This is a genomic window from Arthrobacter sp. R-11 (assembly GCF_049913155.1).
Taxonomy (GTDB): domain Bacteria; phylum Actinomycetota; class Actinomycetes; order Actinomycetales; family Micrococcaceae; genus Arthrobacter.
The window spans coordinates 2,085,018-2,106,017 of record NZ_CP183979.1 but is presented as its reverse complement, the minus strand read 5'-3'; the positions used below and the strand labels follow the sequence as shown (position 1 = coordinate 2,106,017).

Genomic DNA, 21,000 nt, shown 5'->3' with positions numbered 1-21,000 from the left:
GAGTTGTCCTCACCGGGCTGGAACGGCCCACTCCAAGTGGGTGCCTGATTCCGGCGTGCTGCTGACTGAGAAGGTGCCGTTGAGTTCACGGGCCCGCCGTTCCATGTTGACGAGGCCGTTGCCGGGCACGGGGTCGGCGAATCCGCAGCCGTCATCTTCCACCGATAGCGACAGTTTCCCGTCCCCGGCGGCGACGGACACACCGATCCACCCGGCGCCGGAATGCCGCACGGCGTTGCTAAGCGCCTCCGAAATGACGGCCAACAGGTTCGCGGCAGCATCGTCGTCGAGCACGGAATCCACGGCCCCTGTCAAGGTCAAGTGCGGCGCGAACGCCAAGGAACGGGTCGCCCCACGGACCACCTGCAGGATTCGGCTGCTCAGAAGTTCCCGCTCCCCTGCACCGGCGCGAAGCGAGTAAATGGTGTCGCGCAAGTCGCGGATGGTTTGGTCGAGCTCTGTCGTAACGGAATCGATCCGGGCCAAGGCGGCCTCGTTGGTGGTGAAGCGCCGAAGGCTCTGAATGCTCAGCCCTGCCGCGAACAAGCGCTGAATGACCACGTCGTGCAGGTCCTTGGCGATCCGGTCCCGGTCAGTGAAAAGAACCACCTGTTCCCTCAAACGGTGGGCCCGATCGAGCTCAAGGGCCAGCACGACGTGCGAACCGAAAACAGCGCCCATCTCGATATCCGTCCTCGAGAAGGGTCCGGTGCCGCGAGCCTTGACCAGGATCAAGAGACCATGGTGGTCACCGTGGGCACTGAGGTCAATCGCCAGGAGCTGACCGAGGTTCATGCCGTCGGCCGTGCCCAGAAGGAAGCCCGCTTCGTCGACCAAGGCCGGGGGGCCGCCGCCCGCGACACCCCGGACTTCCGCGGAGTCCAGGGCCAACAGTTCGCCGGCGAATTGCCCGGCGTGTCCCCCGGAAGCTCCGAGTACCCGGTAGGCCCCGCTACTGTCCGCCGGGATCAGGATCAGCGAGAGATCGGCGCCGGATTCGCGCAGCGCCCGGTCAGCGATCAGGTTGAGCCCCCAATTGCTCTCCTCCAGGGGTTCGTCCTGCTCCAGGGCCCGCTCGCCGCCAAGCATCCTGCCGGTCACATCCATGCAGGCTTCCAGCCAGGACTCCCTGCGACGCGCATCCTCATAGAGCCGGGCGTTTTCGATGGCGACACCGGCGGCGGCGGCCAGGGCGACGGCGAGGTCCTCGTCTTCAGCAGTGAAGTCTTCCCCGCCCTCTTTTTCGGTGAGGTAGAGATTTCCGAACACCACGTCGCGGACACGGATCGGGACCCCCAGGAAGGACTTCATGGGGGGATGACTTGGCGGGAACCCGTAAGCGTTCGGATGCTCGCGCAGGTCATGCAGGCGCAAGGGCACAGGCTCGGTGATCAGCAGGCCCAGCACACCGTGGCCGGTGGGACGTGGCCCGATCCTGCCGGCGAGTTCCTCATCTATGCCGACAGTAATGAAGTGGCTCAACGCCTTGCCCTCGCCGATGACCCCCAGGGCACCGTAACGGGCCTTCAGCAGCCGGCAGGCCGATGTGACTACCCGGTCCAGGACGGCTTCCAGGCTGAGGTCCTCGGCGACCGCAACAACCGCCTCCAGCAGCCCGCGCATGTGCTCCTGGGCGTGAAGAAGCTCGCTGGCTTTGGCCAGGAATTCCGTGAGCAATTCTTCGATCCGGATCCCCGCAGCCGGATGGTGTTCGGTCCGTTCCTGGTCCGGGCTGGACATATCGGGGGTCCCTTCCATACGCTCCGATGCCAGCCTACCCGGCGGTATGACCGGGTTCCAGCATCCAATGTGGGCAGGGGCCTTTGTGCCCTGTTCCAGGAAAGGGCAAGGGCGTACCGTCGGGGCCATGACGAACAAGCCATCACCTGTTTCCGGCGTCGAGGTCCTGTCCGCCGAACAATGCTGGGCCCTCTTGCGGGGCGTGTCCGTGGGACGACTGGCGGTCTGGGCGGCAAACCATCCGGACATCTTCCCGATCAACTACAAGGTCGATCACGGAACGCTGGTCTTCCGCACCGGGGAGGGAACCAAACTTCACGCGGCCCTGGGTGACGCTCCCGTGGCATTGGAAGCCGACGGCGTCGACCAGGATACTGGCATCGCCTGGAGCGTGGTAGTAAAAGGTGGAGCCGTCGGAGTGACCCTGACCCAGGAGGTCCTGGATACGGTGGGACTCCTGCTGTTCCCCTGGCAGGCCGGCAGGAAAGACGCCTTTGTGAGGATCGTCCCGACGTCGATCACCGGCCGCCGCTTCAAAGTGACGTCACCACTGACGTGGTGGAGTCCCTTGGACGATGCAACCCGGGCAGGCCTGGAATGAACGGGAAGCCTGGGAATCCCGCCGAAAGGCTCGATCCTGCGGAATGCTGGGAGTTGCTCGGCCAAGCCACAGTTGCCAGGCTGGCGGTGATCGTGGACCGGCAGCCGGAGATTTTCCCGGTGAACTACGTGTTGGACAAAGGCACGGCGGTCTTCCGCTCGGACGTCGGGACCAAGGTCCGGGCGGCAATTCAGGATCTCTGCGCGATGGAAGTCGATGGCTACGATGCCGGTACGGGCACGGCCTGGAGCGTCGTCGTCAAGGGCCCCGTCCGGATCATCACGGATCCGCAGGAAAAGAAGGTTGTCGATGCCCTGCACCTGGATCCCTGGCAGCCGGGCCCGAAGGTCCACTATCTGCGCCTCCTCCCCGCGGTCGTCACCGGCCGGCGGTTCAAGACGACTCGACCTGACATCTGGACCACCCCGGTCACCGATGCCCGGACCGAAGAGTTCCACTAGCCCGGCACCCTGGTTCCTGCAGTTCCCGCTGCTCGCCGCACCGCGCTTGTTGCCGGCGTCATGGGAATCCTGCTGGCCACCGGGCAAGCGGCTGGAACCATCCTGGTGGTCAGGCCTTCCGAGGTCCTCCCCGTCGATGGAAGGCTGCTCTCGCCGACGGCAGTCTTCGACGAATCGACGTTGACGGGCAAGAGCCTTCCGGCCGAATCCGCGTTGGCGGTGGAGATCGGACAAGCATCTGGACAGGGATCCTGCTGAGCATCGGGTTGATGTTGGTGGCGGCCTTCGGCTTTATCCCCGCCGTGGGCGGGGCCCTTCTTCAGGAGCTGGCGGACCTCGCGACCATACTCAACGCGCTCAGGGCGCTCCGTCCCGGCTCGAGGCGGTACGAAGTCCGGCCATAGTACCGGCCGGACGGGTAACAAGGGTCGGACAATGAATCTTGAACAGAACATCCTTGGCGACCGAACCGATCAGGACGCGAAGGCCCCCCTTGCCGCGGCAGCCCAGGACCAGCAACCTGGCACCGAGGCCTGCTTTCAGGAGCGCTTCGGCCGGGCCGTGGTCCAGATCCAGCAGTTCATGCACCGGCAGGCCCGGGTTCGCGGCCGTGACACTGTCCTTGGCCGCGCTCAATATTTCCCGCCCCGCTGAAATGTCGCGTGCGGCGTGCACAATCGTGAGGTCCTCGCCCAGTCGGTTTGCCTCCGCAGCTGCATGTTCCGCAGCGATTCCGGATTCCAGGGAGCCGTCGACTCCCACGACGACGCCCGCGGCAGGACGCTGCCCAAGCACAGGAACCACTGTCACGGGGCATTGGCTGATGATTGACGTTTGGAAACTTACCGAACCGAATCCTTCACCGTGGGCGTCGGGGCCACGGTCCGTTCCCACGACCACCAGATCTGCTTCTTCGGAAAGTCCGCGCATGACCTGAGCAACTTCGCCGTCGGCGAGCACGCTTGCGAGCCTCAGATGCGGGTGCCGGGCGGACAGGCGCGCCGCCTCACCGTCCAGCAGCTCCTGCCCGTGCTTCCGGGCGGACTCATAGGAATCCTCGACGCGGAACACGGCGCGGGCGGGGACCGAATGCGCCAGCACCAGCTCGTCACCGACGTCGACGGCGCGGACGGCCGCCCAGTCCCCGGCCGCGAGCGCCGCGGGGGATCCGTTGGTGCCAAGGAGGATCCTGCCCTTCACGTTATTCACGCCTGTCCGAAGCCGGCCGTCACTGGGCCTAGTACCTCTCGGGTTCGTCGCCGAGCTCAAAATGCCGGCCGTGAATGTGCTCGGGAGTGATCTCCACATACGTGTATTTGCGCGTCGGGATCCACGGTTTAAGCGGAAGCTTGTCCAGCCTGTCCACTTCCGACTGCGACTCGACCACTCTCGCCGTACCCGTCACCACCACACTCCAGGCTTCGCTGTCGGTCACTTCGTCAACCTCGAAGGCAACGTTCGCATTGACCGTGAGTTCGGCCAGCTTCGTTCCAGGGTTCGTCCTCATCAACAGGACGCCATCGTCCGCGATGTAGTTGATGGGATAGATGTCGGGCTTGCCTAAGACCGATACAGCGAGCCGGCCGTGCCCGCACCGGCGCAGCACGCCCCACGACTGCTCCTCGTCCAGGACAGTTCCGGGCCGTTCATCACTTTCCATGGTCTTCCTCCTGGCTGTTCGGCGGTGCCCGACAAGGAAACGCACCGGTTCGTGGGCCCTAGTCTTCCCCGGAACGGGCAGCAGAAACAGGGCCGAAAGTCACGACGCAGCTGCCGTCGCCGCTCCCTGCTTCTGCTTTGCGGGACTTTCTGCCCTACCGCGCGGTGCGCCTGGAACCTACGCTCGGCACATGGAAAATCCGGCCCCGGCTTCTGAAACCGTCTCCCTCACCGTGCACGACTGCTGGAAATGCCTTGAGACATCCTCTGTCGGCAGGGTGGCCCTGGTCAGCAGCGGAGACCCTGAAATCTTCCCGGTCAACTATGTGCCCAACTTCGGCACGCTGATCTTCCGTACCGGGCCGGGCACCAAGCTCAGCGCACTGCAAGGCGGAAACCCGGTTGCCTTCGAGGCGGACGGCCTCAACGCCTATGGCACCATCGCGTGGAGCGTCGTGGTCAAGGGAACGGCCGAACTCGTCGAAGATGCCGAAGAGCTCCAGGAGGCCGCAGCAACCTCACTCTCACCGTGGGAAGCCGGCGTAAAGGACCAGCTCATCCGAATCGTCCCGACCGACCTCAGCGGTCGGCGTTTCGTCATCAGCGCGCCATCGCAATGGTGGCCTCCCTTGGCCCAGAACCTGCCACCCGAGGGCACCGACGCCTGACATGCCGGGCGGGCAAAGAAATCGACCGGAAGAACGGCTGTGACATCGCGCTGCCCGCCGCCCGTTTGACGGCGGCGGCCGATGACATCATCTGGGCGCGCGGGTACATGGTCCCGTGGGTGTTGCAGCACCTCAAACGGATCTCCGAAGAGGAGCGACACGCCAAGCGGCCCAAGCCTGGCCCCGTGTTCGGCGCCCCGATGCCGCCCGGAACCGTCGTCGGACACAACCCCCGGAAGCGGTGAGAATGGCTCATGAGAGTCCCTCCCGTTGCCGTTCGGCAACCGGCCCCCTCTTTCATCGGACCACCCGGCCATCGTGGATCACCGTCCGGGGCCTCTCCTCCTCCCAAAGCACGGCAGGATCCTCGAAGGGATTCCTGTCGAGGATCAAAGCATCTCCGGCCGCACCTGCCGAGATCCGGCCGATCGCGCCGTCCTGCAGGAGCGCAGCGTTGACCGAAGTCATCGACTTCAGTGTTTCAAAAACACCGGCCACCTCGGTGTGCAAGCGGACACCGGCAAGTTGTTCGTCTTCCAGATCGCCCATGAGGTCGGTACCGAAGCCCACCGTGACGCCCGCCTGCAGTGCCAACTCGATGGCGGACTTTCCGGCGTCCAGAACCTCAGCGTTCTTGGCTTGCGAAACCGGGTTCAGTCCAAGGCCTGCGCCCCGGCGGTTCATCGCATCGTAGGTAGCGAGAGTGGGGACCAGGTAGCTGCCGCGATCTGCCATCAGGGAAGCAGTTTGGCGGTCCAGGAGGTTGCCATGTTCGATGGACCGCACGCCGTTTTCGACCGAGTGGACGATCGCTTCCGGAGAGTAGGCGTGCGCGGCAACATAGCTGCCGCGGCGGGTGGCCTCCTCCACGACCGCACGGATCTCCTCACCGGAATACTGGGGTACCCGGATGGGATCGGTGAGCGACACGACTCCGCCCGACGTCATGATCTTGATGGCATGGCTGCCGGTCCGGAATCTGTCACGGACGGTCCTCCTCAGTTCATCCACGCCGTCCACGACGGCGCACATGTGACCATGGCTGAAGCAGAGATCGAGGTCTGCGGACCGTGGATCACCGTGTCCCCCGGTCTGGCTGAGGGCGGGCCCGGTGAAGTAGTAGCGTGGCGACGGGAAGAGGCCGCCCTTGATGGCGCGCGAGAGACCCACATCGCCACCGGCCACGTCCCGGACCGTCGTGAAACCCCTCCGCAAGGCGGACTCCAGGCGTTTGGCGCCCACAAGAGCGGCGTAACTCAGCGGGCCGCGTTCGACCTCGAATCCCCCGAGGCCAACCGCGTAGGCATGGAAATGCGCGTCGATCAGGCCGGGAACCACCGTTTTGCCGGCGACGTCGAGTACCTCGCCTTGCGGAGCCACGTTTCCGACCTCGGCGATGATCCCGTCCTTGAAGACGATCGAGCCTTCAGTGAGCTCGGGCGATGAGCCGTCGAAGATCAAGGCGTTCCGGACAGTGAGAGCGCTGCTGTGCGTTGAATGCATTGTGTCTCTTCCATGGTGTCGCCACGAGATGACGGCCGGTGTCTGTCTAGCCAATTGCGCATCAGTCTATGAGCAGTGAAGGACCTCAGCAGCGGTACCACCTCCCCCAGGCACTCGGCCGCCACCGGTCTTCCCGCCCTTGCCCGCGTCTGCCGCGGCGTCCAAACTTGGTCGTAGCCGTTCCGGCCGCCACTCGAGGAGCAACCATGGGCAACAATGATCGACTGCGGGAGGCATACGGCCGGCTCATCGCCGCCGTCGCGGCCAACGACGAGGACGCCCTGGCCGGGATCGTCAGTCCGGACATCGTGGACCATGGCCCCGTTCCTGGTCAGCCTCCGGGTTTGGCCGGAATCGTCTTCTGGATGCGGGGTCTCCATGCCGGGCTGTCCGAGCTCACGGGGCACGTCGAAGACACTGTCGTGGAGGGCGACAAAGTCGCCGCCCGGATGACGTGGCGGGGAGTGCACACGGGGCCGTTCCTGGGACTGCCCGCGACCGGCAAGTCCCTGAAAATCGTCTCCATTCAGATCCTCCGCTTCGAGGACGGCTTCCTAGTCGAATGGTGGGGCGTGCCGGATCTTTATGGAGCATTCAGCGAGATTGGCGCCCGACTCGAGCTCCCAGCCGGCTGACCTTCCCGGGACGTTAGGGCAGACTGGTGGCGTGAGCGGAATCCGGTGGGTGCTGCACGTCGATCTCGACCAGTTCATTGCTGCGGTCGAAGTACTCAGGCGGCCGGAGCTTGCTGGCAAGCCGATCATTGTCGGCGGCCGGGGCGACCCCACCGAACGGGCCGTTGTGTCCACCGCGTCCTATGAGGCCCGGGCCTTCGGTGTGGGCTCCGGAATGCCCCTGCGAATTGCGGCCCGGAAAGTGCCGGACGCCGTGATCCTTCCCGTCGACTTCGAGGCCTATCTGGCGGCGTCCGAAACGGTCATGGCAACGCTGCGCGCTCAGCCAGGTGCCACCGTGCAGGTACTGGGTTGGGATGAGGCCTTTGTGGGCATTAAGACGGAGGATCCTGAAACCTACGCCCGGCAGGTGCAGGCCGCCGTCCTGGAACGGACGCAGCTGCATTGCAGCGTGGGCATCGGCGACACCCTGGTCCGGGCGAAGGTCGCTACGGGTTTCGGCAAACCGGCCGGGGTCTTCCGGCTCACTGCCGCGAACTGGCTCGACGTCATGGGCAGCCGGCCCACCAAGGAGCTGTGGGGCGTCGGAGCCCGCGTGTCGGCCCGGCTGGCCAAGCTCGGTATCGACACAGTCGCCGAACTCGCCGCGGCCGATCCCCAAAGCCTGGTCCCGGAATTCGGCCCGCGGATGGGCCCTTGGTATGCACAACTCGGACGCGGGGACGGTGCCGACGTCGTGGACGACACCCCGTGGGTTGCCCGCGGGCACAGCCGGGAGACCACCTTCCAGCGTGACCTCACCGAGCACGGCCAAGTGGACGACGCCGTCAGGGACCTGACAGCGCGCGTCCTTGAGGATGTCGCTGCTGAAGGACGGCCCGTGATCGGGCTGACGCTCAAGGTCCGGTACGCGCCGTTCTTCACGACGACCCACGCGAAGAAGATTCCCGAGACATCCGACCGGAACGAAATCCTCGCGCGGGTCTTGGACCTTGCCGCCTCGATCGAGGCGGGTCGGCCGATCCGGCTCCTGGGCCTGCGGGCCGAAATGGCCATGCCCGACGACGCCCGGCAGGGACATACGCCGACGCGCGGCGGCTGGTGACGGCGTCAGGCTTTCCTTGCCGGCCCGGGTGAGGTCATGTACGCAACCTGACGGTCTTCCAGACCTCGGCCACGGAGCAAGCCGCCGGGTCTCCTCCTTCACAGATATTCAGGAGCGCGTGCAACTGGGCTTTCCCCGGCTCGAACAAGCCGGTAAGACCGGACGCGGGCAGAATTTCCCGGGTGCCGCAAGGAGTGGGAAGGAAAGTGGGGTCATCGTTCCATCCGGCCGTCTCGCCTTGTAGTACATGGAAAATCTGGAACTGATAGGTGTCCGACGGCTCGCATTTCACTGTCAGTTCGACCCGCACCTGGTTGAAGGGCAAGAGCGTTGCGGTCACCTGGGCAAACGATACCGGTTTGGGTGCGGCGTCCGCGGGAGCGGCCGTGAGGCCGAAAATCACCGTAAGCACGGTGGCATACGTAAGCAAGTGCCGGTGGAACCTCATGTTCTGCTCCTGGGTGTTTTTGTGGGGGCGGAGCCGACTGGCGTGTTACTTAAGGCTACCCGCCAATACAGCGCGACGCCCGGGTAACCCGTACTCAATTCCACTCCTGCCGGCCGCCCCTTACGCATTGAAAGCACCGCTCGTTCCTTCCGGCGATTGACTTCTACCCACGCCGGCATCCGCCGGGTAAAGTGCTGTGAATCACCATCACGTCCTGCCCCGAAAACTGCTTCATCTTTTGACCGGCGTCCGGCCCTTCCGGACCGACGCGCCCGATTCATGAGGCCCCCGCATGGTCTCGAGCTTTGGCCTACAGGGGGTCCGGCTTTCGATTGGAAGGTTGGTACCCGCATGATGCCCGCAACCCCGCACCGACAGCACGGCGCACACGCCTCCGCTCCCGTCTTACCCCAGGCACGTCCTGGCTGCCGCAATTGCGGCGCTTCCGCCCACCTGAGCTACGACGCCTTCGTCCCTGCCTGCTACGGCACCGAGGGCCAAGGTTTGGCCGCCTCCGTCGTGAGCTATACCTGCAAGCAATGTGGAAGCCACTATTCCCAGCATGGTCCCGAGGGATGGGTACCACCGGGCTGGCAGTGGTACGACTGAGCTCTGCCCCTCCTGGTCTGCCATAGCAGACTTATTGTGACTGGAACAGCACTCGCCAGCGCCGATGCCGTTCGGATACGTTGGCGTGACAAATGTGGCGCGGCTCACACTCGCGGCCATGCACCCGATCCCTTGATCCCCTCATCGCCAGGACGCAGCGTCGCGCCCCGGCCCCATGAGAAACGAACACCCGGCTGATGGCCGGATTCCAGGAGGACAGTCATGACCGGTTCGTTCGAACTCTTCGAAGATGAGTACGGCTGCTTCAGATTCAGGGTCACAGCCCCCAATGGGACCATGGTGGCCCTCTCCACGGATTTTCCGGACAAGCGTGCAGCTGTGGCAGGCATCGAAGCCATGCGCGAATACGCCGGAATGGGTCTCATCACCGACCTGTGCCCCACCGTCCCCCTCGATGGACGGAGCACAGAGAAGCCCAAGAACACCAGGACAAATGAGCCCGACTCCCCCACCTGCCCCGAACCTGGAGTAATGCCTGCGGCACAGGCAAGCACTCATGCGGTCCGGGTACATCACGCCCCGTACACCCCGGTCCAAGCTCAACTCGTCAGCACTGTCAGGCGCGCAAGCGATGGTCATTCTGCCCGCCAGAGGTCGTGACCATAACGCGCTAGACAAGCTGCCCTGAGTCTTCGGAGAGCCTTGTTGCATGAAGGTTTTGGTCCTCGAATGACACCAAACGACGGGCCGTTAACCCCAGCGTCGCCCAATGACAGCAGGTGTCATGCCTCGTTGTCGCGATGAGGCTGCAACCGTAATCTCTATCCAGCCAAGGCACGCAGCCTCGGCATCAGACCTCCGCGTACAACCCGGCACCAAGCGCCTAAGCCCCACCCGCCCACGTCCACCGGGTCCCGCGGACACACCCCAACCATCTCCGTTCCTGGGCCTGGAGCGTTATGCAGGCCTGCCCTCTCGCAAAGGATTACGCCTGTGCCATCACCTCACGACAACCCGACTACCCGCATCGTTGCGGGTGAGAGCAACAAGCCCAAGGCCGGGCGCGGCCTGAAGGTGGGCATCGCCGTCGGCCTGGCCCTGCTGATCGGCGCCGGCGCCGCGGTGGCCTCGGCCGTGGCCCGGAACAACGAGGCCCCGGCCGCCGCGGGCACCTCCCCGGCGGCGGAACTGCGCCTGGGCTACTTCGGCAACGTCACCCACGCCCCGGCCCTGGTCGGTGTCAGCAAGGGACTCATCGCCAAGGAACTCGGCGCCACCAAGCTCAGCACCCAGGTCTTCAACGCCGGCCCGGCCGCGATCGAGGCCCTGAACGCCGGCGCGATCGATGCCACCTACATCGGCCCGAACCCGGCCATCAACTCCTTCGTCAAGAGCAACGGCGAATCCATCCGGATCATCGCCGGCGCCGCCGCCGGCGGCGCCCAGCTGGTCGTCAAGCCCGGGATCAAGACCGCGGCGGAGCTGAAGGGCAAGACCCTGGCCTCCCCGCAGCTGGGCGGCACCCAGGACGTCGCGCTGCGGGCCTGGCTGCTGAAGCAGGGCTACAAGACCTCCACCGACGGCAGCGGGGACGTGAACATCAACCCGACCGAGAACGCCCAGACCCTGAAGCTGTTCCAGGACGGCAAGATCGACGGCGCCTGGGTCCCCGAGCCCTGGGCCTCCCGCCTGGTCCTGCAGGCCGGGGCCAAGGTGCTGGTGGACGAGAAGGAGCTGTGGGCCAAGGGCGAGTTCGTCACCACCGTGCTGATCGTGAACAAGAAGTTCGCCGCCGAGCACCCCGAAACCGTCACCGCCCTGCTGAAGGGCCACGTGGCGGCGGTGGACTGGCTCAACACCGCCCCGGCCGCCGAGAAGGCCTCCGTGATCAACGCCGCCCTGAAGGACAGCGCGGGCAAGCCGCTGGCCGCGGACGTGATCGCCCGTTCCCTGCAGAACATCACCTTCACCACCGACCCGCTGGCCGCAACCTACAAGAAACTGCTCCAGGACGGCGTGGACGCCGGCACCACCAAGGCCGCGGACCTCAACGGCATCTTCGACCTGCGCGCCCTGAACGAGATCACCGGCACAAAGACCTCCGCCGCCGGCCTCGGCCAGGACTAAGGGCACCACAAACCCCCGGCTTCCCGGGCCACCACGGCCCGGGAAGCCACAACTCTTAGTGACGGCGACCAAGCAGCGTCCGATGGTCCGGAACCGCTGACTACGCTGATGAGTGCCTTCCCGACCACGAAGGCGGTAGCCTGGCGCCGGCGCAATCAGCCGCCCGAAGGTATTCGAGCCATCCGGCCGATTTACCCAATCCGAAGCCGGAACAGCCTGGTACTCCCCTTTTGCCCGCTTGCGGCGCCTCAGCGGCAGTGATTTTCGCTGCGGATTACGATAGTCGACATCGCGAACTCAACAGCAGAACGGATGTCCCTGCACATGCTGGATCTTCACCGCCTCACCCTGCTGAGGGAAGTCAAGCTTCATGGCAGCATGAGCGCCGCAGCACGGGAACTCGCTTATAGCCATTCGGCCATTTCCCAGCAACTGGGGCTCCTGGAGAAGGAAACTGGCGTGATCCTGCTGGAGAAGGCCGGCCGCGGCGTCAAGCTCACGCCGGCCGGCGAAGAGCTGGTCCGGAACACGGAAGCGATCCTGGCTGCGATGGAGCGCGCGGAAGCTGATTTGGCGACCTCGCACCAACGCCCCCAAGGGGTAGTGACGATAGCTGCATTCACAACTATCAGCCGGAGCGTCATGCCGGCAGCTGTGGCGGAACTGGCCCGAAACTTTCCGCACCTGGACGTGCGCCTACGTCGCGAGGACCCCGAATTCGCCGTCACACAGCTACTGTCGCGACAGGTTGACGCCGTCGTAACTGACTCCTTTCCCGGCACTCCAGGGGCTCCAAGCGGGGGCATCAGCACCACTGTGATCGGTCAAGACCCCGTTCGGGGTTATCTCCCGCCTGGCCGTACTTTTGAGAACTTTGATCAGCTCCGAAACCTGCGCTGGGTCCTCGAACCACTTGCCTCGGCGTCTTCGCAATGGGCCTTGCGGGTATGCCGGGAATTGGGGATCGAGCCCATTGTCGCCCACGTCTCCTCCGACCTTCTTTTCCATCTCAGGATGGTCGAGCAAGGACTGGCCGCAGCCTTCCTGCCCGACATGGTTGTCCAGGAAGCCGGCAGCAACCTGATACCGAGTCCCTGGCTGCCCGCGGATCAACACCGAAGCATCCAGTATCTGGTCAGATCGGGAGCGGAGCGCAGCCCGGCACTCCTGGCCGTGCGGGATGCCATTGTCCGCGCGTTTCAGAGCAGACCGTCCCGTAAGTAGGACTTACAAATAACAGTCAGAAAGATTCGCTTTTTTTAACCAGCGAAGCTGGATAAATTTGCTTACATTCAGGAATTCCTCGCACTCATGCGGGTGGTTCCCATTGCTCGGCGTCCCTTTTGACGGAATCCCAAACCGCCAGTGCGATTTTGACCACTCGCATCCGGAGTTGGCCGAAGCCTCCTACACGCGGATGAAACGGCGTGTGAGCCAGCAAGCAAGAACCCCTCTTGTGCCATCACCAAAAGGAGAATCAATGAGACTCACCGCCACCACAGCCACGCCCCTGATCGCGGCGGACCCGGAGAACGTCCAGCGCGCGGACGCCGTCATCCGGTCCATCAAGCTCCCCCGTCATGGGATCGCGGTCCAGGACCCCGCCACGGCCGAGACCATTGCGCACGTTCCCGACGCCGACGTTGAGGCAGCGCTGGCAGCTGTCGCGACGGCCGACAAGGCTGGAGAGGAGTGGGCGAAGACCTCGCTCCGCCACCGCGCCGACGTCCTGCGCGCCTGGTACGACAAGCTCGTCGCCCACTCCGAGGACCTCGCCTACCTCATCTCGCGCGAGATGGGCAAGCCGCTCGCCGAGGCCCGCGGCGAGGTCAAGTACGGTAACGACTTCGTGCGCTGGTACGCCGAGGAGGCCGTGCGCCCCGTCGGAAACTTCCGGGAAACGCCCGACGGCGGCGCGAACCTTCTGACGCGCCGTTCCCCTGTCGGCCTGGCCGTCCTCATCACCCCGTGGAACTTCCCGCTCGCCATGGCGACCCGAAAGATCGCCCCGGCCCTGGCTGCGGGCTGCCCCGCTGTCATCAAGCCCGCCACCCTGACGCCCCTGACCACATACTTCGCCGTGCAGCTCGCCGTCGAGGCCGGGGTGCCGGAGGAGCTGGTCCAGGTCGTCACCACGTCGAAGTCGGGGGCCTTCAGCGAGGCCGTCCTCCTCGACCCCCGGGTGCGCAAGGTGTCCTTCACCGGTTCGACGCCGGTGGGCCGCCGACTCCTGGAGCTCGCCTCCCGGAACGTGCTCCGCAGCTCGATGGAGCTCGGCGGCAACGCCCCGCTCATCGTCTTCAACGACGCCGACCTGGAGCGCGCCGTGGAGGGGACGTTCGCAGCGAAGCTCCGCAACAGCGGACAGTCCTGCATCGGCGCCAACCGCATCTACGTGCAGGACGGCATCGCTGATGACTTCGTCGCCGCACTCACGGAGCGCTTCGCCCAGATCCAGGTCGGGCACGGCCTCGGCACCGGGACGGGCCTCGGCGCACTGATCGATGACCGGGCGGTGTCGGAGATGAAGGCCTACACCGAGAACGCCGTGAGCCTTGGTGCAGAGCTACTGACCGGCGGCCACGGCTACGACTCGCCGGGCAATTTCTTCGCCCCGACCGTCCTGGACCGGGTCTCGGCGGATTCCGACGTTGCCACGTCCGAGATCTTTGGCCCCATCGCCGCCATCCAGCGGTTCAGCTCGGAAGCCGAGGTCATTGGCCGTGCCAACGCGACAGAGTTCGGCCTCGCCGGCTACGTGTTCACGGAGAACCTCGACCGCGCCCTCAACGTGGCGGACAGCCTCCAGACGGGCATCGTGGGCATCAACCAGGGCGTGCCGTCCAACGCTGCGGCTCCGTTCGGCGGCATCAAGCAGTCGGGCCTTGGCCGCGAGGGAAGCTCGGAGGGCCTCGAGGAATACGAGAACATCCGCTTCTACAACGTGTCCCGCCGCCCAACTGCCTAGACCCTTGATATTCGCCATGGACATCATCCCCATCATGGCCCTAAAATTGTCAACAATTGACACTGCAGCTGAAGGAGAGCTTTATGCAGCCATACATTTACGTACCCAAGGACAAGATCGAAGGCGAACTCGAGCCCAACGGCCACCGCGCCGGCTATGACTCGGGTGACCCCAAGACCGCGATCCTCAAGTTCGACACCGAGGTCAAGACAGGTGTCTGGGAGTGCCAGCCGGGCGGCTGGAACATCACGCCGCGCGAGGACACCGAATTGTGCTACATCGTGAGCGGCCGCGTGCGGGTCACGGACAACGGCTCCGGCAACGTGTACGAAGTCTCGGCGGGCGACGTCGTCGTGCAGCCCAAGGGCTGGACCGGCCGCTGGGAGGTCCTCGAGACCGTCCGCAAGGTCTACTGCCACGGCTTCGACTGAGCCGCCTAACCTTGATGTCCTAAGCTGCGGGCCGCCCCTCCATGAGGGGCGGCCCGCACGCCGTTTAAGGACGATCCTCCGAGGGCAGTACCACTTCCTGGCATCGCCGAATTGTTGACAATCGCCACCCCTAAGCGTATTGTCGACAATCGACGACACAGATTTCGTCGACAATCGACAACCAGTTATCTGCTTCAATCCACCCTTGGAGGACTCGTGGTATTCGAAACCAAACCCAAGTTCGTCACGTTCGACATGAACGGAACGCTCATCAAGTTCGCCATCAACGACACCATGCGTGACGTCCTGGGCGAGCGCCTGCCGGCGGAGGTCGCTGATGAGTACCTGCGCATCTGCAAGGCGTACCGGATCGACGAATGCACTGGCGCGTACAAGCCCTTCCACCAGATCGTCAACGACTCCATGGAGCGCGCCTCGCGCAAGGTCGGCATCGAGTTCCGCGCCGACGAGGCACGCGAGGTCTACGACCGGATCCCGTCGTGGGGCCCCTACCCCGGTGTCACCGCGGCGCTGAACCGCCTCGCGGAGGCCGTTCCGCTGGTCATCATCACCAACAGCGACACCGCGGTTGCCGAGAAGCTTGCGGCCAACCTCCAGGCTCCGTTCGCGGACATCATCACCGCTGAGCAGATGCGCATGTACAAGCCGCGCCTCGGAGCGTTCGAGTACATGTTCGACAAGCTCAACGTAACCCCGGACGAGCTCGTGCACGTCTCCGCGAGCCCGATGTACGACCACCGCTCCGCGGCCGTCATGGGCATCGAAAAGAAGGTCTACGTCGACCGCGGCTTCGAGCACGACGAGTACTGGCTCGGTTACGAGCGCATCACCGACATCTCGGACCTCCCGGTCCTCTTCGGCCTGCCGCGTCCTGACGCTTCCTAAGGGAGACCTGGGTACCGATGAGTCTGCCACTAGCTCAAACCGTCAAGGGCGATACGGCTTCAGAACGACTCCAGGCCCTCGGCCTGGAACTGCCCGAGCTCGACGGCAATGCCTACTTTGTCCATCACCGGGCAGTCGGCGAGAGCATCCATATCTCGGGGCAACTGCCCTTCAAAGACGGCGTGCTGCTGGGCCAGGGCATCGTCGGCAAGGACGTGGAGCTGGAAGCGGCCATGGAGCTCGCGCGCCACGCCGCGCTCAACTGCCTCGCCGCCGCCGTACAGGCAGTGGGAGACCTGGACCGGGTCCGGATCGTGCAGATGCTCGTATTTGTTGCCAGCCCGCCGGACTTCGCTTTGCAGTCGCAGATCGCCAACGCGGCCAGTGAACTGCTCATCGAGGTCTTGGGCGAAAACGGACGGCATGCCCGCACCGCGATCGGTGCCGCCGGGCTGCCGCTCAACACCCCGGTGGAAATCCAGATGGTCGTCACGTCCGTCTAGGGGCCCGCATGAACGTTCGGGACCCGCTCATGCGGGTCCCGAACGATCATCATTCGAGGAAGCCAGCATCGCTGCCCTCGATCATTCATACACAGAATCAGGAGAACAGCGTGAACCGGCTTCAGCGAGCACTGGACGTTCTCGTCGAGCGGGTCGACACCCCGGCCCCGATCATCCTTGCCGACGTGATGCAGGACAACATCGACCGCATGCAGGCCTTCGCCGCCCGGAATGGGCTCGACGTCAGGCCGCACGTCAAGACACACAAGTGCGTGGAGATCGGACGGCGTCAGGTTAAGGCCGGTGCCGTCGGAATCACCGCGGGCAACGTGGGCGAGGCCGAGGTCTTCGCAGGGGCCGGATTCGAGGACATCTTCATCGCCTACCCGATCTGGGCGGCCGGGACAAAGGGGCCGCGGATCCGCCGGCTGGCCGAGACCACGCGGTTGCGGGTCGGCGTCGACAACGTCGCGGCGATCAATGTGCTCGCCGACGCGATGGGAGACGAACCTGAGCGGCTGCAGGTCGTGATCGAAGTCGACTGCGGTGCCCGTCGTTCCGGCGCACCGGCGGAGGCCGCCGGCGACCTCGCGGCCGCTGCCCGCAAGCGCGGCCTGGTAACGGCGGGGGTCTTCACCTACCCGGGACATGGCAGCGCCGGCCCTGAGGCCCGCAAGAGCGCAGCCCAGGACCAGGAGGCCACCCTCATCGCTGCCGTACGCAGCCTCTCCACGGTCGGTATCACACCCGAGGTGGTCAGCGCAGGCTCCACGCCCACCGTTGAGTTCGCCACCAACAGCGTGATCACCGAGATCCGTCCCGGCGAATACGTCTTCAACGACCTGAACAACACCCGCCTCGGCGCCTGCACCGAGGACCAGATCGCGCTGTTCGTGGCCGGCACCGTGGTCAGCGACTGGGTCCCTGGCCAGGTCATCCTCGACGTCGGCACCAAGGTGCTCGGCCGCGAAGGCAGCCCCGAGCGCGGCTACGGCGGCATCGCCGGAACAACGGCCCTCCTCTCAAAGCTCAACGAGTACCACGGATTCCTCCCTTTGCCCGAGGGCTTCCGCCCAAGTGTCGGAAACGTGCTCCCGGTGGTGCCCAACCACGTCTGCCCGGTGGTGGTCAATTTCGAGGAGTACATCGTCACCGACAGCACGGGCACGTCCCTGGAGCGGTGGCCGGTGGACGCCCGCGGATTCCTCAACTGACCGGTCCGCCACAGGAATTCCCCACCGAACCTCGCAAACCAATCAACGTACCCATGAAGGAGTGTCTGACATGAGACTCGATAAAGTCACAGCCCTGGTGACCGGCGCCAACAGCGGAATCGGGCAGGCGGTGTGTTCCCAGTTCCGCAATGAGGGAGCCCGCCTGCTGCTCACCGGGCGCAAGGAGCAGATCGACAGCGCGGGGCCCGGGGACCTCTACGTTCCCGGAGACCTGAACGACGAAGCCTTCGTCGAGCGCCTCGCCCGCGAAGCCGCCGAGACCTACGGCACAGTCGACGTCGTCGTCCTCAACCACGGCCTGCAGGTCAGCGGCCCACTGACCGAGATGTCCTATGAGGACGCGAAGAACACACTCCACAGCAACCTCTTGAGCTCGTTCCTGGTGATGAAGCACTTCGCGCCGCTCATGCCCGCCGCCGGCGGCTCGTTCGTCCTGGTCAGCTCCCGCCTCGGCATGGTCGGCAAGCCAGAGGAAGTCCTGTACTCCGCAGCCAAGGGCGGGCTGATCATGCTCGCCAAGGGTGCAGCGATCGAGTGGGCTGAACGGAACATCCGCGTGAACGTCGTCGCCCCGGGACTGACCGCCACCCCGATCATTGAAGCTTCCTTCCAGCGCAGGGAAGACCCCGAGGCCTACCGCCGCCAGCGCGAGGGGCAGATCCCGCTCCAGCGCCTCGCCACACCCGAAGAGGTCGCAAACGCCGTTCTCTTCATGGCGTCGTCGGAGTCCTCCTACATCACCGGTGCGGTCCTGCCCGTCGACGGCGGATACACCGCTGCCTGAACAACTCAACGCTTCACAGACAACGGAGGACAACAATGACAGCCCTTGCAGCAGCACCCCGTAACGGAGAGCTCGGCTTTTGGATGGCCGGACCCGCGGACAAGAGGCCCTCGTACCCCCGCTTCACCGGGAACGGCTCAGTAGACCTGGCCATTATCGGTGGCGGCTACACAGGACTCTGGGCAGCGTACTTCGCCAAGAAGCTCGAGCCCTCACTCTCGGTCGCGGTTTTTGAAGCGGAACAGATTGGCTACGGCGCATCCGGCCGGAACGGCGGCTGGCTCTCTGCAATGCCAGCCGGTAACCGTGCGAAGTTTGCCCGCGCATCGGAAGGCGGCATTGAGGCGAGCCGTGCCTTGCAGCGGGAGTTTATCGCCGCCGTCGATGCTGTCCTGGACATCCTTCACGCCGAAGGCATTGATGCGGATCAGATCAAAAGCGGTGCGCTGATAGCTGCCCACACGAAGGCCGGGCTTGGCCGGCTGGCTGTCCGGCGTGACGCCGAGCGGAAGTACGGATTGACCGACGACGATGTCTACCTGCTCGACCGTGAAGAGTTCCAGAAGGAAGTCAACATTTCCACTGTCCACGGCGGAATGTTCTACAAGCACTGCGCCCGGATTCATCCGGCGAAACTCGTCTACGGACTCGCTGACGCCGTTACCCGCATGGGAGTGAGCATCTACGAGGGCAGCCGGGTAGGCAGCATCGACGGCAACAGCCTCACTCTGGACGGCGGGCGGGTCACTGCGGCCAAGACGTTCGTTTGCACTGAAGGGTATTCCGGGCAACTGCTTGGCAGCAGGAGCCTGATTCCGATCAATTCTTCGATGCTCGTGACCAAGCCGTTGTCGGACGAGGCGTGGCAGCAGATTGGCTGGAACGGGCCGCAGAACCTCAACGACTCCGCGCACACCTTCATCTATTCGCAGCGAACAGCGGATGGCCGGATCGCCATCGGTGGCCGGGGCAGGCCCTACCGCTACGGCTCCGGGACGGGCGGCGCGGGTGCGACTGCCCAGTCCACGATTGACCTGCTGACCACCAAGCTTGGCGCCTTCTTCCCAGGCATCAACTTCGAAGTGGACCATGCCTGGTCCGGAGTCCTGGGCGTTACCCGCGACTGGAACGGGGGTGTGCAATGGGACCCGGCGTCCGGAATCGGGTCGTCGACAGGTTATGCAGGACACGGCGTGACCGCGGCCTATCTGGGCGCGAGGACCCTGGCGGAACTGGCCTTCGACCGGAAGACGGAACGAACGTCACTTCCCTGGGTGGGCTACCGCGCACCCAAGTGGGAGCCCGAGCCCCTACGCTGGCTGGGAGTCCACAGTATGTACAGCCTGTTCGGCTTTGCCGACAAGTGGGAAGAGCGCAGGGATTCCACCGAGACCTCACTCCTGGCCAAGTTCGGCAGCAGGCTCGCCGGACTTCACGAATAGTGGCAGCCCGCCCGAGTTGAACATCAACTACCCGGACCCCAACCAGCAACGAAAAGGTGCTTCAAAATGACCGACGGAAAACTCGCAGTCATCGGACTGGGCAGCATCGGAAGCATGGCCCTGTGGCAAGCTTCCCGGCTGACAGACTCGGTAGTCGGCTTCGAGGCCGCCACCCCCGCCCACGGCCGCAGCGCCGTGGGCGGGGACACCCGCCTCTTCCGCATGATCTACCGCGGCAACCCCGACTACTACCCCATCCACCAGCGCTCCCAGCGGCTCTGGGCCGAACTCGAAGCCGAAACCGGCCAGGACATCCTCACCCGTTGCGGCGGCCTGTCCATCGGCACCGCCAACGGCCCGTACCTCAACGCCGTCCTGGAAACCACCAAGGCCACCGGCGCCGAACACCAGCTCCTCAGCCACGAGGAACTGGCCGAACGGTACCCGCAGCACAACCTCCACGACGGCGACGTCGCCGTCTTCGACCCGAACGCCGGTGTCCTGCGCACCGACCGTGCGGTGACTGCGGCAGTCGCCGCCGCCGAAGCCAACGGCGCCACGGTCCACCGCAACACCCCCGTGGACAGCATCGCCGAAACCGCCGACGGCGTCGTCGTCAACTCCGGCGGCCGGTCCTGGACCTTCGAGAACGTCATCGTCGCCTCCGGCGGCTGGTCCCGCAGGCTCATGCCCGACTACCTCAAGGCCGCAACGGAAACCAAGCGTCTCATCCTGACTTGGTTCGTCGCCAAGAATGGGGCCGAATTCACCCCCGACAAGTTCCCCACCTTCAGTCGGATCTATGGGGACCGTTCCATGTACGGCGCACCCGCCGTCGACGGCGTCACCGTCAAGGCAACACTTGACGGCCGTGGACGCCCCACCCCCAACCCCGACGCGGTCCCGCGCGACCTCACCAGTGAGGAAATCGCCGAGACGGTCGAGACCGTCAATGAGTTCCTGCCCGGACTCATCCCGAATATCGTCCGCACCGATGCCTTCCCCGAGCTCTACACCAAGGACGGCCAACCCCTCCTTGGGCCGTTCAGCGAAGGTAGCCGGATCTATTGCGCCACCGGATTCTCGGGTGGCGGTTTCAAGAACGCCACTGGGTTTGGGCAAATTGCCGCTCATGAGGCGTTGGCCAAGCGTACGTTTGAAGGCATCGATTTCGTACGCCCTCAACGGTTCATCCCGGCAGTAGCTGTTTGACA

General features: G+C 64.8%; 21 protein-coding genes. 16 read left to right on the top strand and 5 right to left on the bottom strand.

Translation table 11 applies throughout. From position 1 onward, the window contains the following. Window positions 1–9: 9 nt before the first annotated feature. Window positions 10–1,740, bottom strand: coding sequence for a GAF domain-containing protein (locus tag ACN9M4_RS09470; protein WP_426303264.1), 1,731 nt, complete (start codon window positions 1,738–1,740; stop codon window positions 10–12). A 127-nt stretch (window positions 1,741–1,867) separates the two neighbouring features. Here ACN9M4_RS09470 and ACN9M4_RS09465 point away from each other — a divergent pair, with 127 nt between their 5' ends. From ACN9M4_RS09465 to ACN9M4_RS09455, 3 genes are read left to right on the top strand one after another with little or no spacing between them, the layout of a single operon-like run. Continuing rightward, window positions 1,868–2,341: a pyridoxamine 5'-phosphate oxidase family protein gene (locus ACN9M4_RS09465; protein ID WP_426303263.1), complete on the top strand. Its 474-nt coding sequence runs from the start codon at window positions 1,868–1,870 to the stop codon at window positions 2,339–2,341. Further along, complete coding sequence (locus tag ACN9M4_RS09460; RefSeq protein ID WP_426303262.1) at window positions 2,338–2,802, top strand: pyridoxamine 5'-phosphate oxidase family protein; 465 nt, start codon at window positions 2,338–2,340, stop codon at window positions 2,800–2,802. The genes ACN9M4_RS09465 and ACN9M4_RS09460 overlap by 4 nt, the downstream gene beginning before the upstream one ends. A gap of 60 nt (window positions 2,803–2,862) precedes the next feature. After that, on the top strand, window positions 2,863–3,060 hold the full coding sequence (locus ACN9M4_RS09455) for a hypothetical protein (RefSeq protein WP_426303261.1): 198 nt from the start codon (window positions 2,863–2,865) through the stop codon (window positions 3,058–3,060). A 99-nt stretch (window positions 3,061–3,159) separates the two neighbouring features. Here the strand turns inward: ACN9M4_RS09455 and ACN9M4_RS09450 are convergent, their stop codons facing one another. Further along, complete coding sequence (locus tag ACN9M4_RS09450) at window positions 3,160–4,011, bottom strand: universal stress protein (protein ID WP_426303260.1); 852 nt, start codon at window positions 4,009–4,011, stop codon at window positions 3,160–3,162. A 28-nt stretch (window positions 4,012–4,039) separates the two neighbouring features. Then, window positions 4,040–4,462, bottom strand: a complete 423-nt coding sequence (locus tag ACN9M4_RS09445) for a pyridoxamine 5'-phosphate oxidase family protein (protein ID WP_426303259.1) — start codon at window positions 4,460–4,462, stop codon at window positions 4,040–4,042. A gap of 190 nt (window positions 4,463–4,652) precedes the next feature. On the opposite strand from ACN9M4_RS09445, the gene ACN9M4_RS09440 reads away from it, so the two are divergent. Then, window positions 4,653–5,129, top strand: coding sequence for a pyridoxamine 5'-phosphate oxidase family protein (locus ACN9M4_RS09440; RefSeq protein WP_426303258.1), 477 nt, complete (start codon window positions 4,653–4,655; stop codon window positions 5,127–5,129). A 297-nt stretch (window positions 5,130–5,426) separates the two neighbouring features. On the opposite strand, the gene ACN9M4_RS09435 is transcribed toward ACN9M4_RS09440, so the two are convergent. Then, complete coding sequence (locus tag ACN9M4_RS09435; protein ID WP_426303257.1) at window positions 5,427–6,632, bottom strand: amidohydrolase family protein; 1,206 nt, start codon at window positions 6,630–6,632, stop codon at window positions 5,427–5,429. Between the two features lie 206 nt (window positions 6,633–6,838). Between ACN9M4_RS09435 and ACN9M4_RS09430 the strand changes: the two genes are divergently transcribed. Beyond that, on the top strand, window positions 6,839–7,267 hold the full coding sequence (locus tag ACN9M4_RS09430; protein WP_426303256.1) for an ester cyclase: 429 nt from the start codon (window positions 6,839–6,841) through the stop codon (window positions 7,265–7,267). Window positions 7,268–7,316: 49 nt separating this feature from the next. Further along, the gene (locus ACN9M4_RS09425; RefSeq protein WP_426303439.1) at window positions 7,317–8,372 is read left to right on the top strand and encodes a DNA polymerase IV; all 1,056 of its coding nucleotides are present in this window, start codon (window positions 7,317–7,319) and stop codon (window positions 8,370–8,372) included. Between the two features lie 34 nt (window positions 8,373–8,406). Here the strand turns inward: ACN9M4_RS09425 and ACN9M4_RS09420 are convergent, their stop codons facing one another. Beyond that, window positions 8,407–8,784 carry a hypothetical protein gene (locus ACN9M4_RS09420; RefSeq protein WP_426303255.1) on the bottom strand — a complete coding sequence of 126 codons (378 nt, stop codon included), beginning with the start codon at window positions 8,782–8,784 and terminating at the stop codon, window positions 8,407–8,409. A 1,599-nt stretch (window positions 8,785–10,383) separates the two neighbouring features. Here ACN9M4_RS09420 and ACN9M4_RS09415 point away from each other — a divergent pair. The 10 genes from ACN9M4_RS09415 (at window position 10,384) to ACN9M4_RS09370 (ending at window position 20,998) form a co-directional block, all read left to right on the top strand. Then, window positions 10,384–11,517 (top strand): ABC transporter substrate-binding protein, encoded by a 1,134-nt coding sequence (locus ACN9M4_RS09415; RefSeq protein WP_426303254.1) that lies wholly within the window; start codon window positions 10,384–10,386, stop codon window positions 11,515–11,517. 324 nt (window positions 11,518–11,841) lie between these two features. Further along, on the top strand, window positions 11,842–12,741 hold the full coding sequence (locus ACN9M4_RS09410; protein ID WP_426303253.1) for a LysR family transcriptional regulator: 900 nt from the start codon (window positions 11,842–11,844) through the stop codon (window positions 12,739–12,741). Window positions 12,742–12,997: 256 nt separating this feature from the next. After that, the gene (locus tag ACN9M4_RS09405; RefSeq protein WP_426303252.1) at window positions 12,998–14,485 is read left to right on the top strand and encodes an NAD-dependent succinate-semialdehyde dehydrogenase; all 1,488 of its coding nucleotides are present in this window, start codon (window positions 12,998–13,000) and stop codon (window positions 14,483–14,485) included. An 83-nt stretch (window positions 14,486–14,568) separates the two neighbouring features. Then, window positions 14,569–14,916, top strand: a complete 348-nt coding sequence (locus tag ACN9M4_RS09400) for a cupin domain-containing protein (RefSeq protein WP_426303251.1) — start codon at window positions 14,569–14,571, stop codon at window positions 14,914–14,916. A gap of 216 nt (window positions 14,917–15,132) precedes the next feature. Next, window positions 15,133–15,822: a haloacid dehalogenase type II gene (locus tag ACN9M4_RS09395; RefSeq protein ID WP_426303250.1), complete on the top strand. Its 690-nt coding sequence runs from the start codon at window positions 15,133–15,135 to the stop codon at window positions 15,820–15,822. A 17-nt stretch (window positions 15,823–15,839) separates the two neighbouring features. Beyond that, window positions 15,840–16,325 (top strand): RidA family protein, encoded by a 486-nt coding sequence (locus ACN9M4_RS09390; RefSeq protein WP_426303249.1) that lies wholly within the window; start codon window positions 15,840–15,842, stop codon window positions 16,323–16,325. A 110-nt stretch (window positions 16,326–16,435) separates the two neighbouring features. Continuing rightward, window positions 16,436–17,539 carry an alanine racemase gene (locus tag ACN9M4_RS09385; protein WP_426303248.1) on the top strand — a complete coding sequence of 368 codons (1,104 nt, stop codon included), beginning with the start codon at window positions 16,436–16,438 and terminating at the stop codon, window positions 17,537–17,539. A gap of 70 nt (window positions 17,540–17,609) precedes the next feature. Continuing rightward, complete coding sequence (locus tag ACN9M4_RS09380; RefSeq protein ID WP_426303247.1) at window positions 17,610–18,344, top strand: SDR family NAD(P)-dependent oxidoreductase; 735 nt, start codon at window positions 17,610–17,612, stop codon at window positions 18,342–18,344. A 35-nt stretch (window positions 18,345–18,379) separates the two neighbouring features. Continuing rightward, entirely contained in the window at window positions 18,380–19,786 is a 1,407-nt protein-coding gene (locus ACN9M4_RS09375; RefSeq protein ID WP_426303246.1) for an NAD(P)/FAD-dependent oxidoreductase, read from the top strand. Between the two features lie 66 nt (window positions 19,787–19,852). Then, window positions 19,853–20,998 (top strand): FAD-dependent oxidoreductase, encoded by a 1,146-nt coding sequence (locus ACN9M4_RS09370; protein WP_426303245.1) that lies wholly within the window; start codon window positions 19,853–19,855, stop codon window positions 20,996–20,998. Window positions 20,999–21,000 lie beyond the last annotated feature (2 nt).

Excerpts from the sequence above, each read along its gene's own strand:
- ACN9M4_RS09430 (WP_426303256.1), top strand. The coding sequence starts at position 6,839 with ATGGGCAACAATGATCGACTGCGGGAGGCATACGGCCGGCTCATCGCC.
- ACN9M4_RS09440 (WP_426303258.1), top strand. The coding sequence starts at position 4,653 with ATGGAAAATCCGGCCCCGGCTTCTGAAACCGTCTCCCTCACCGTGCAC.
- ACN9M4_RS09465 (WP_426303263.1), top strand. The coding sequence starts at position 1,868 with ATGACGAACAAGCCATCACCTGTTTCCGGCGTCGAGGTCCTGTCCGCC.
- ACN9M4_RS09370 (WP_426303245.1), top strand. The coding sequence starts at position 19,853 with ATGACCGACGGAAAACTCGCAGTCATCGGACTGGGCAGCATCGGAAGC.
- ACN9M4_RS09380 (WP_426303247.1), top strand. The coding sequence starts at position 17,610 with ATGAGACTCGATAAAGTCACAGCCCTGGTGACCGGCGCCAACAGCGGA.
- ACN9M4_RS09435 (WP_426303257.1), bottom strand. The coding sequence starts at position 6,632 with ATGCATTCAACGCACAGCAGCGCTCTCACTGTCCGGAACGCCTTGATC.
- ACN9M4_RS09375 (WP_426303246.1), top strand. The coding sequence starts at position 18,380 with ATGACAGCCCTTGCAGCAGCACCCCGTAACGGAGAGCTCGGCTTTTGG.
- ACN9M4_RS09470 (WP_426303264.1), bottom strand. The coding sequence starts at position 1,740 with ATGTCCAGCCCGGACCAGGAACGGACCGAACACCATCCGGCTGCGGGG.
- ACN9M4_RS09390 (WP_426303249.1), top strand. The coding sequence starts at position 15,840 with ATGAGTCTGCCACTAGCTCAAACCGTCAAGGGCGATACGGCTTCAGAA.
- ACN9M4_RS09460 (WP_426303262.1), top strand. The coding sequence starts at position 2,338 with ATGAACGGGAAGCCTGGGAATCCCGCCGAAAGGCTCGATCCTGCGGAA.
- ACN9M4_RS09445 (WP_426303259.1), bottom strand. The coding sequence starts at position 4,462 with ATGGAAAGTGATGAACGGCCCGGAACTGTCCTGGACGAGGAGCAGTCG.
- ACN9M4_RS09405 (WP_426303252.1), top strand. The coding sequence starts at position 12,998 with ATGAGACTCACCGCCACCACAGCCACGCCCCTGATCGCGGCGGACCCG.
- ACN9M4_RS09410 (WP_426303253.1), top strand. The coding sequence starts at position 11,842 with ATGCTGGATCTTCACCGCCTCACCCTGCTGAGGGAAGTCAAGCTTCAT.
- ACN9M4_RS09400 (WP_426303251.1), top strand. The coding sequence starts at position 14,569 with ATGCAGCCATACATTTACGTACCCAAGGACAAGATCGAAGGCGAACTC.
- ACN9M4_RS09455 (WP_426303261.1), top strand. The coding sequence starts at position 2,863 with ATGGGAATCCTGCTGGCCACCGGGCAAGCGGCTGGAACCATCCTGGTG.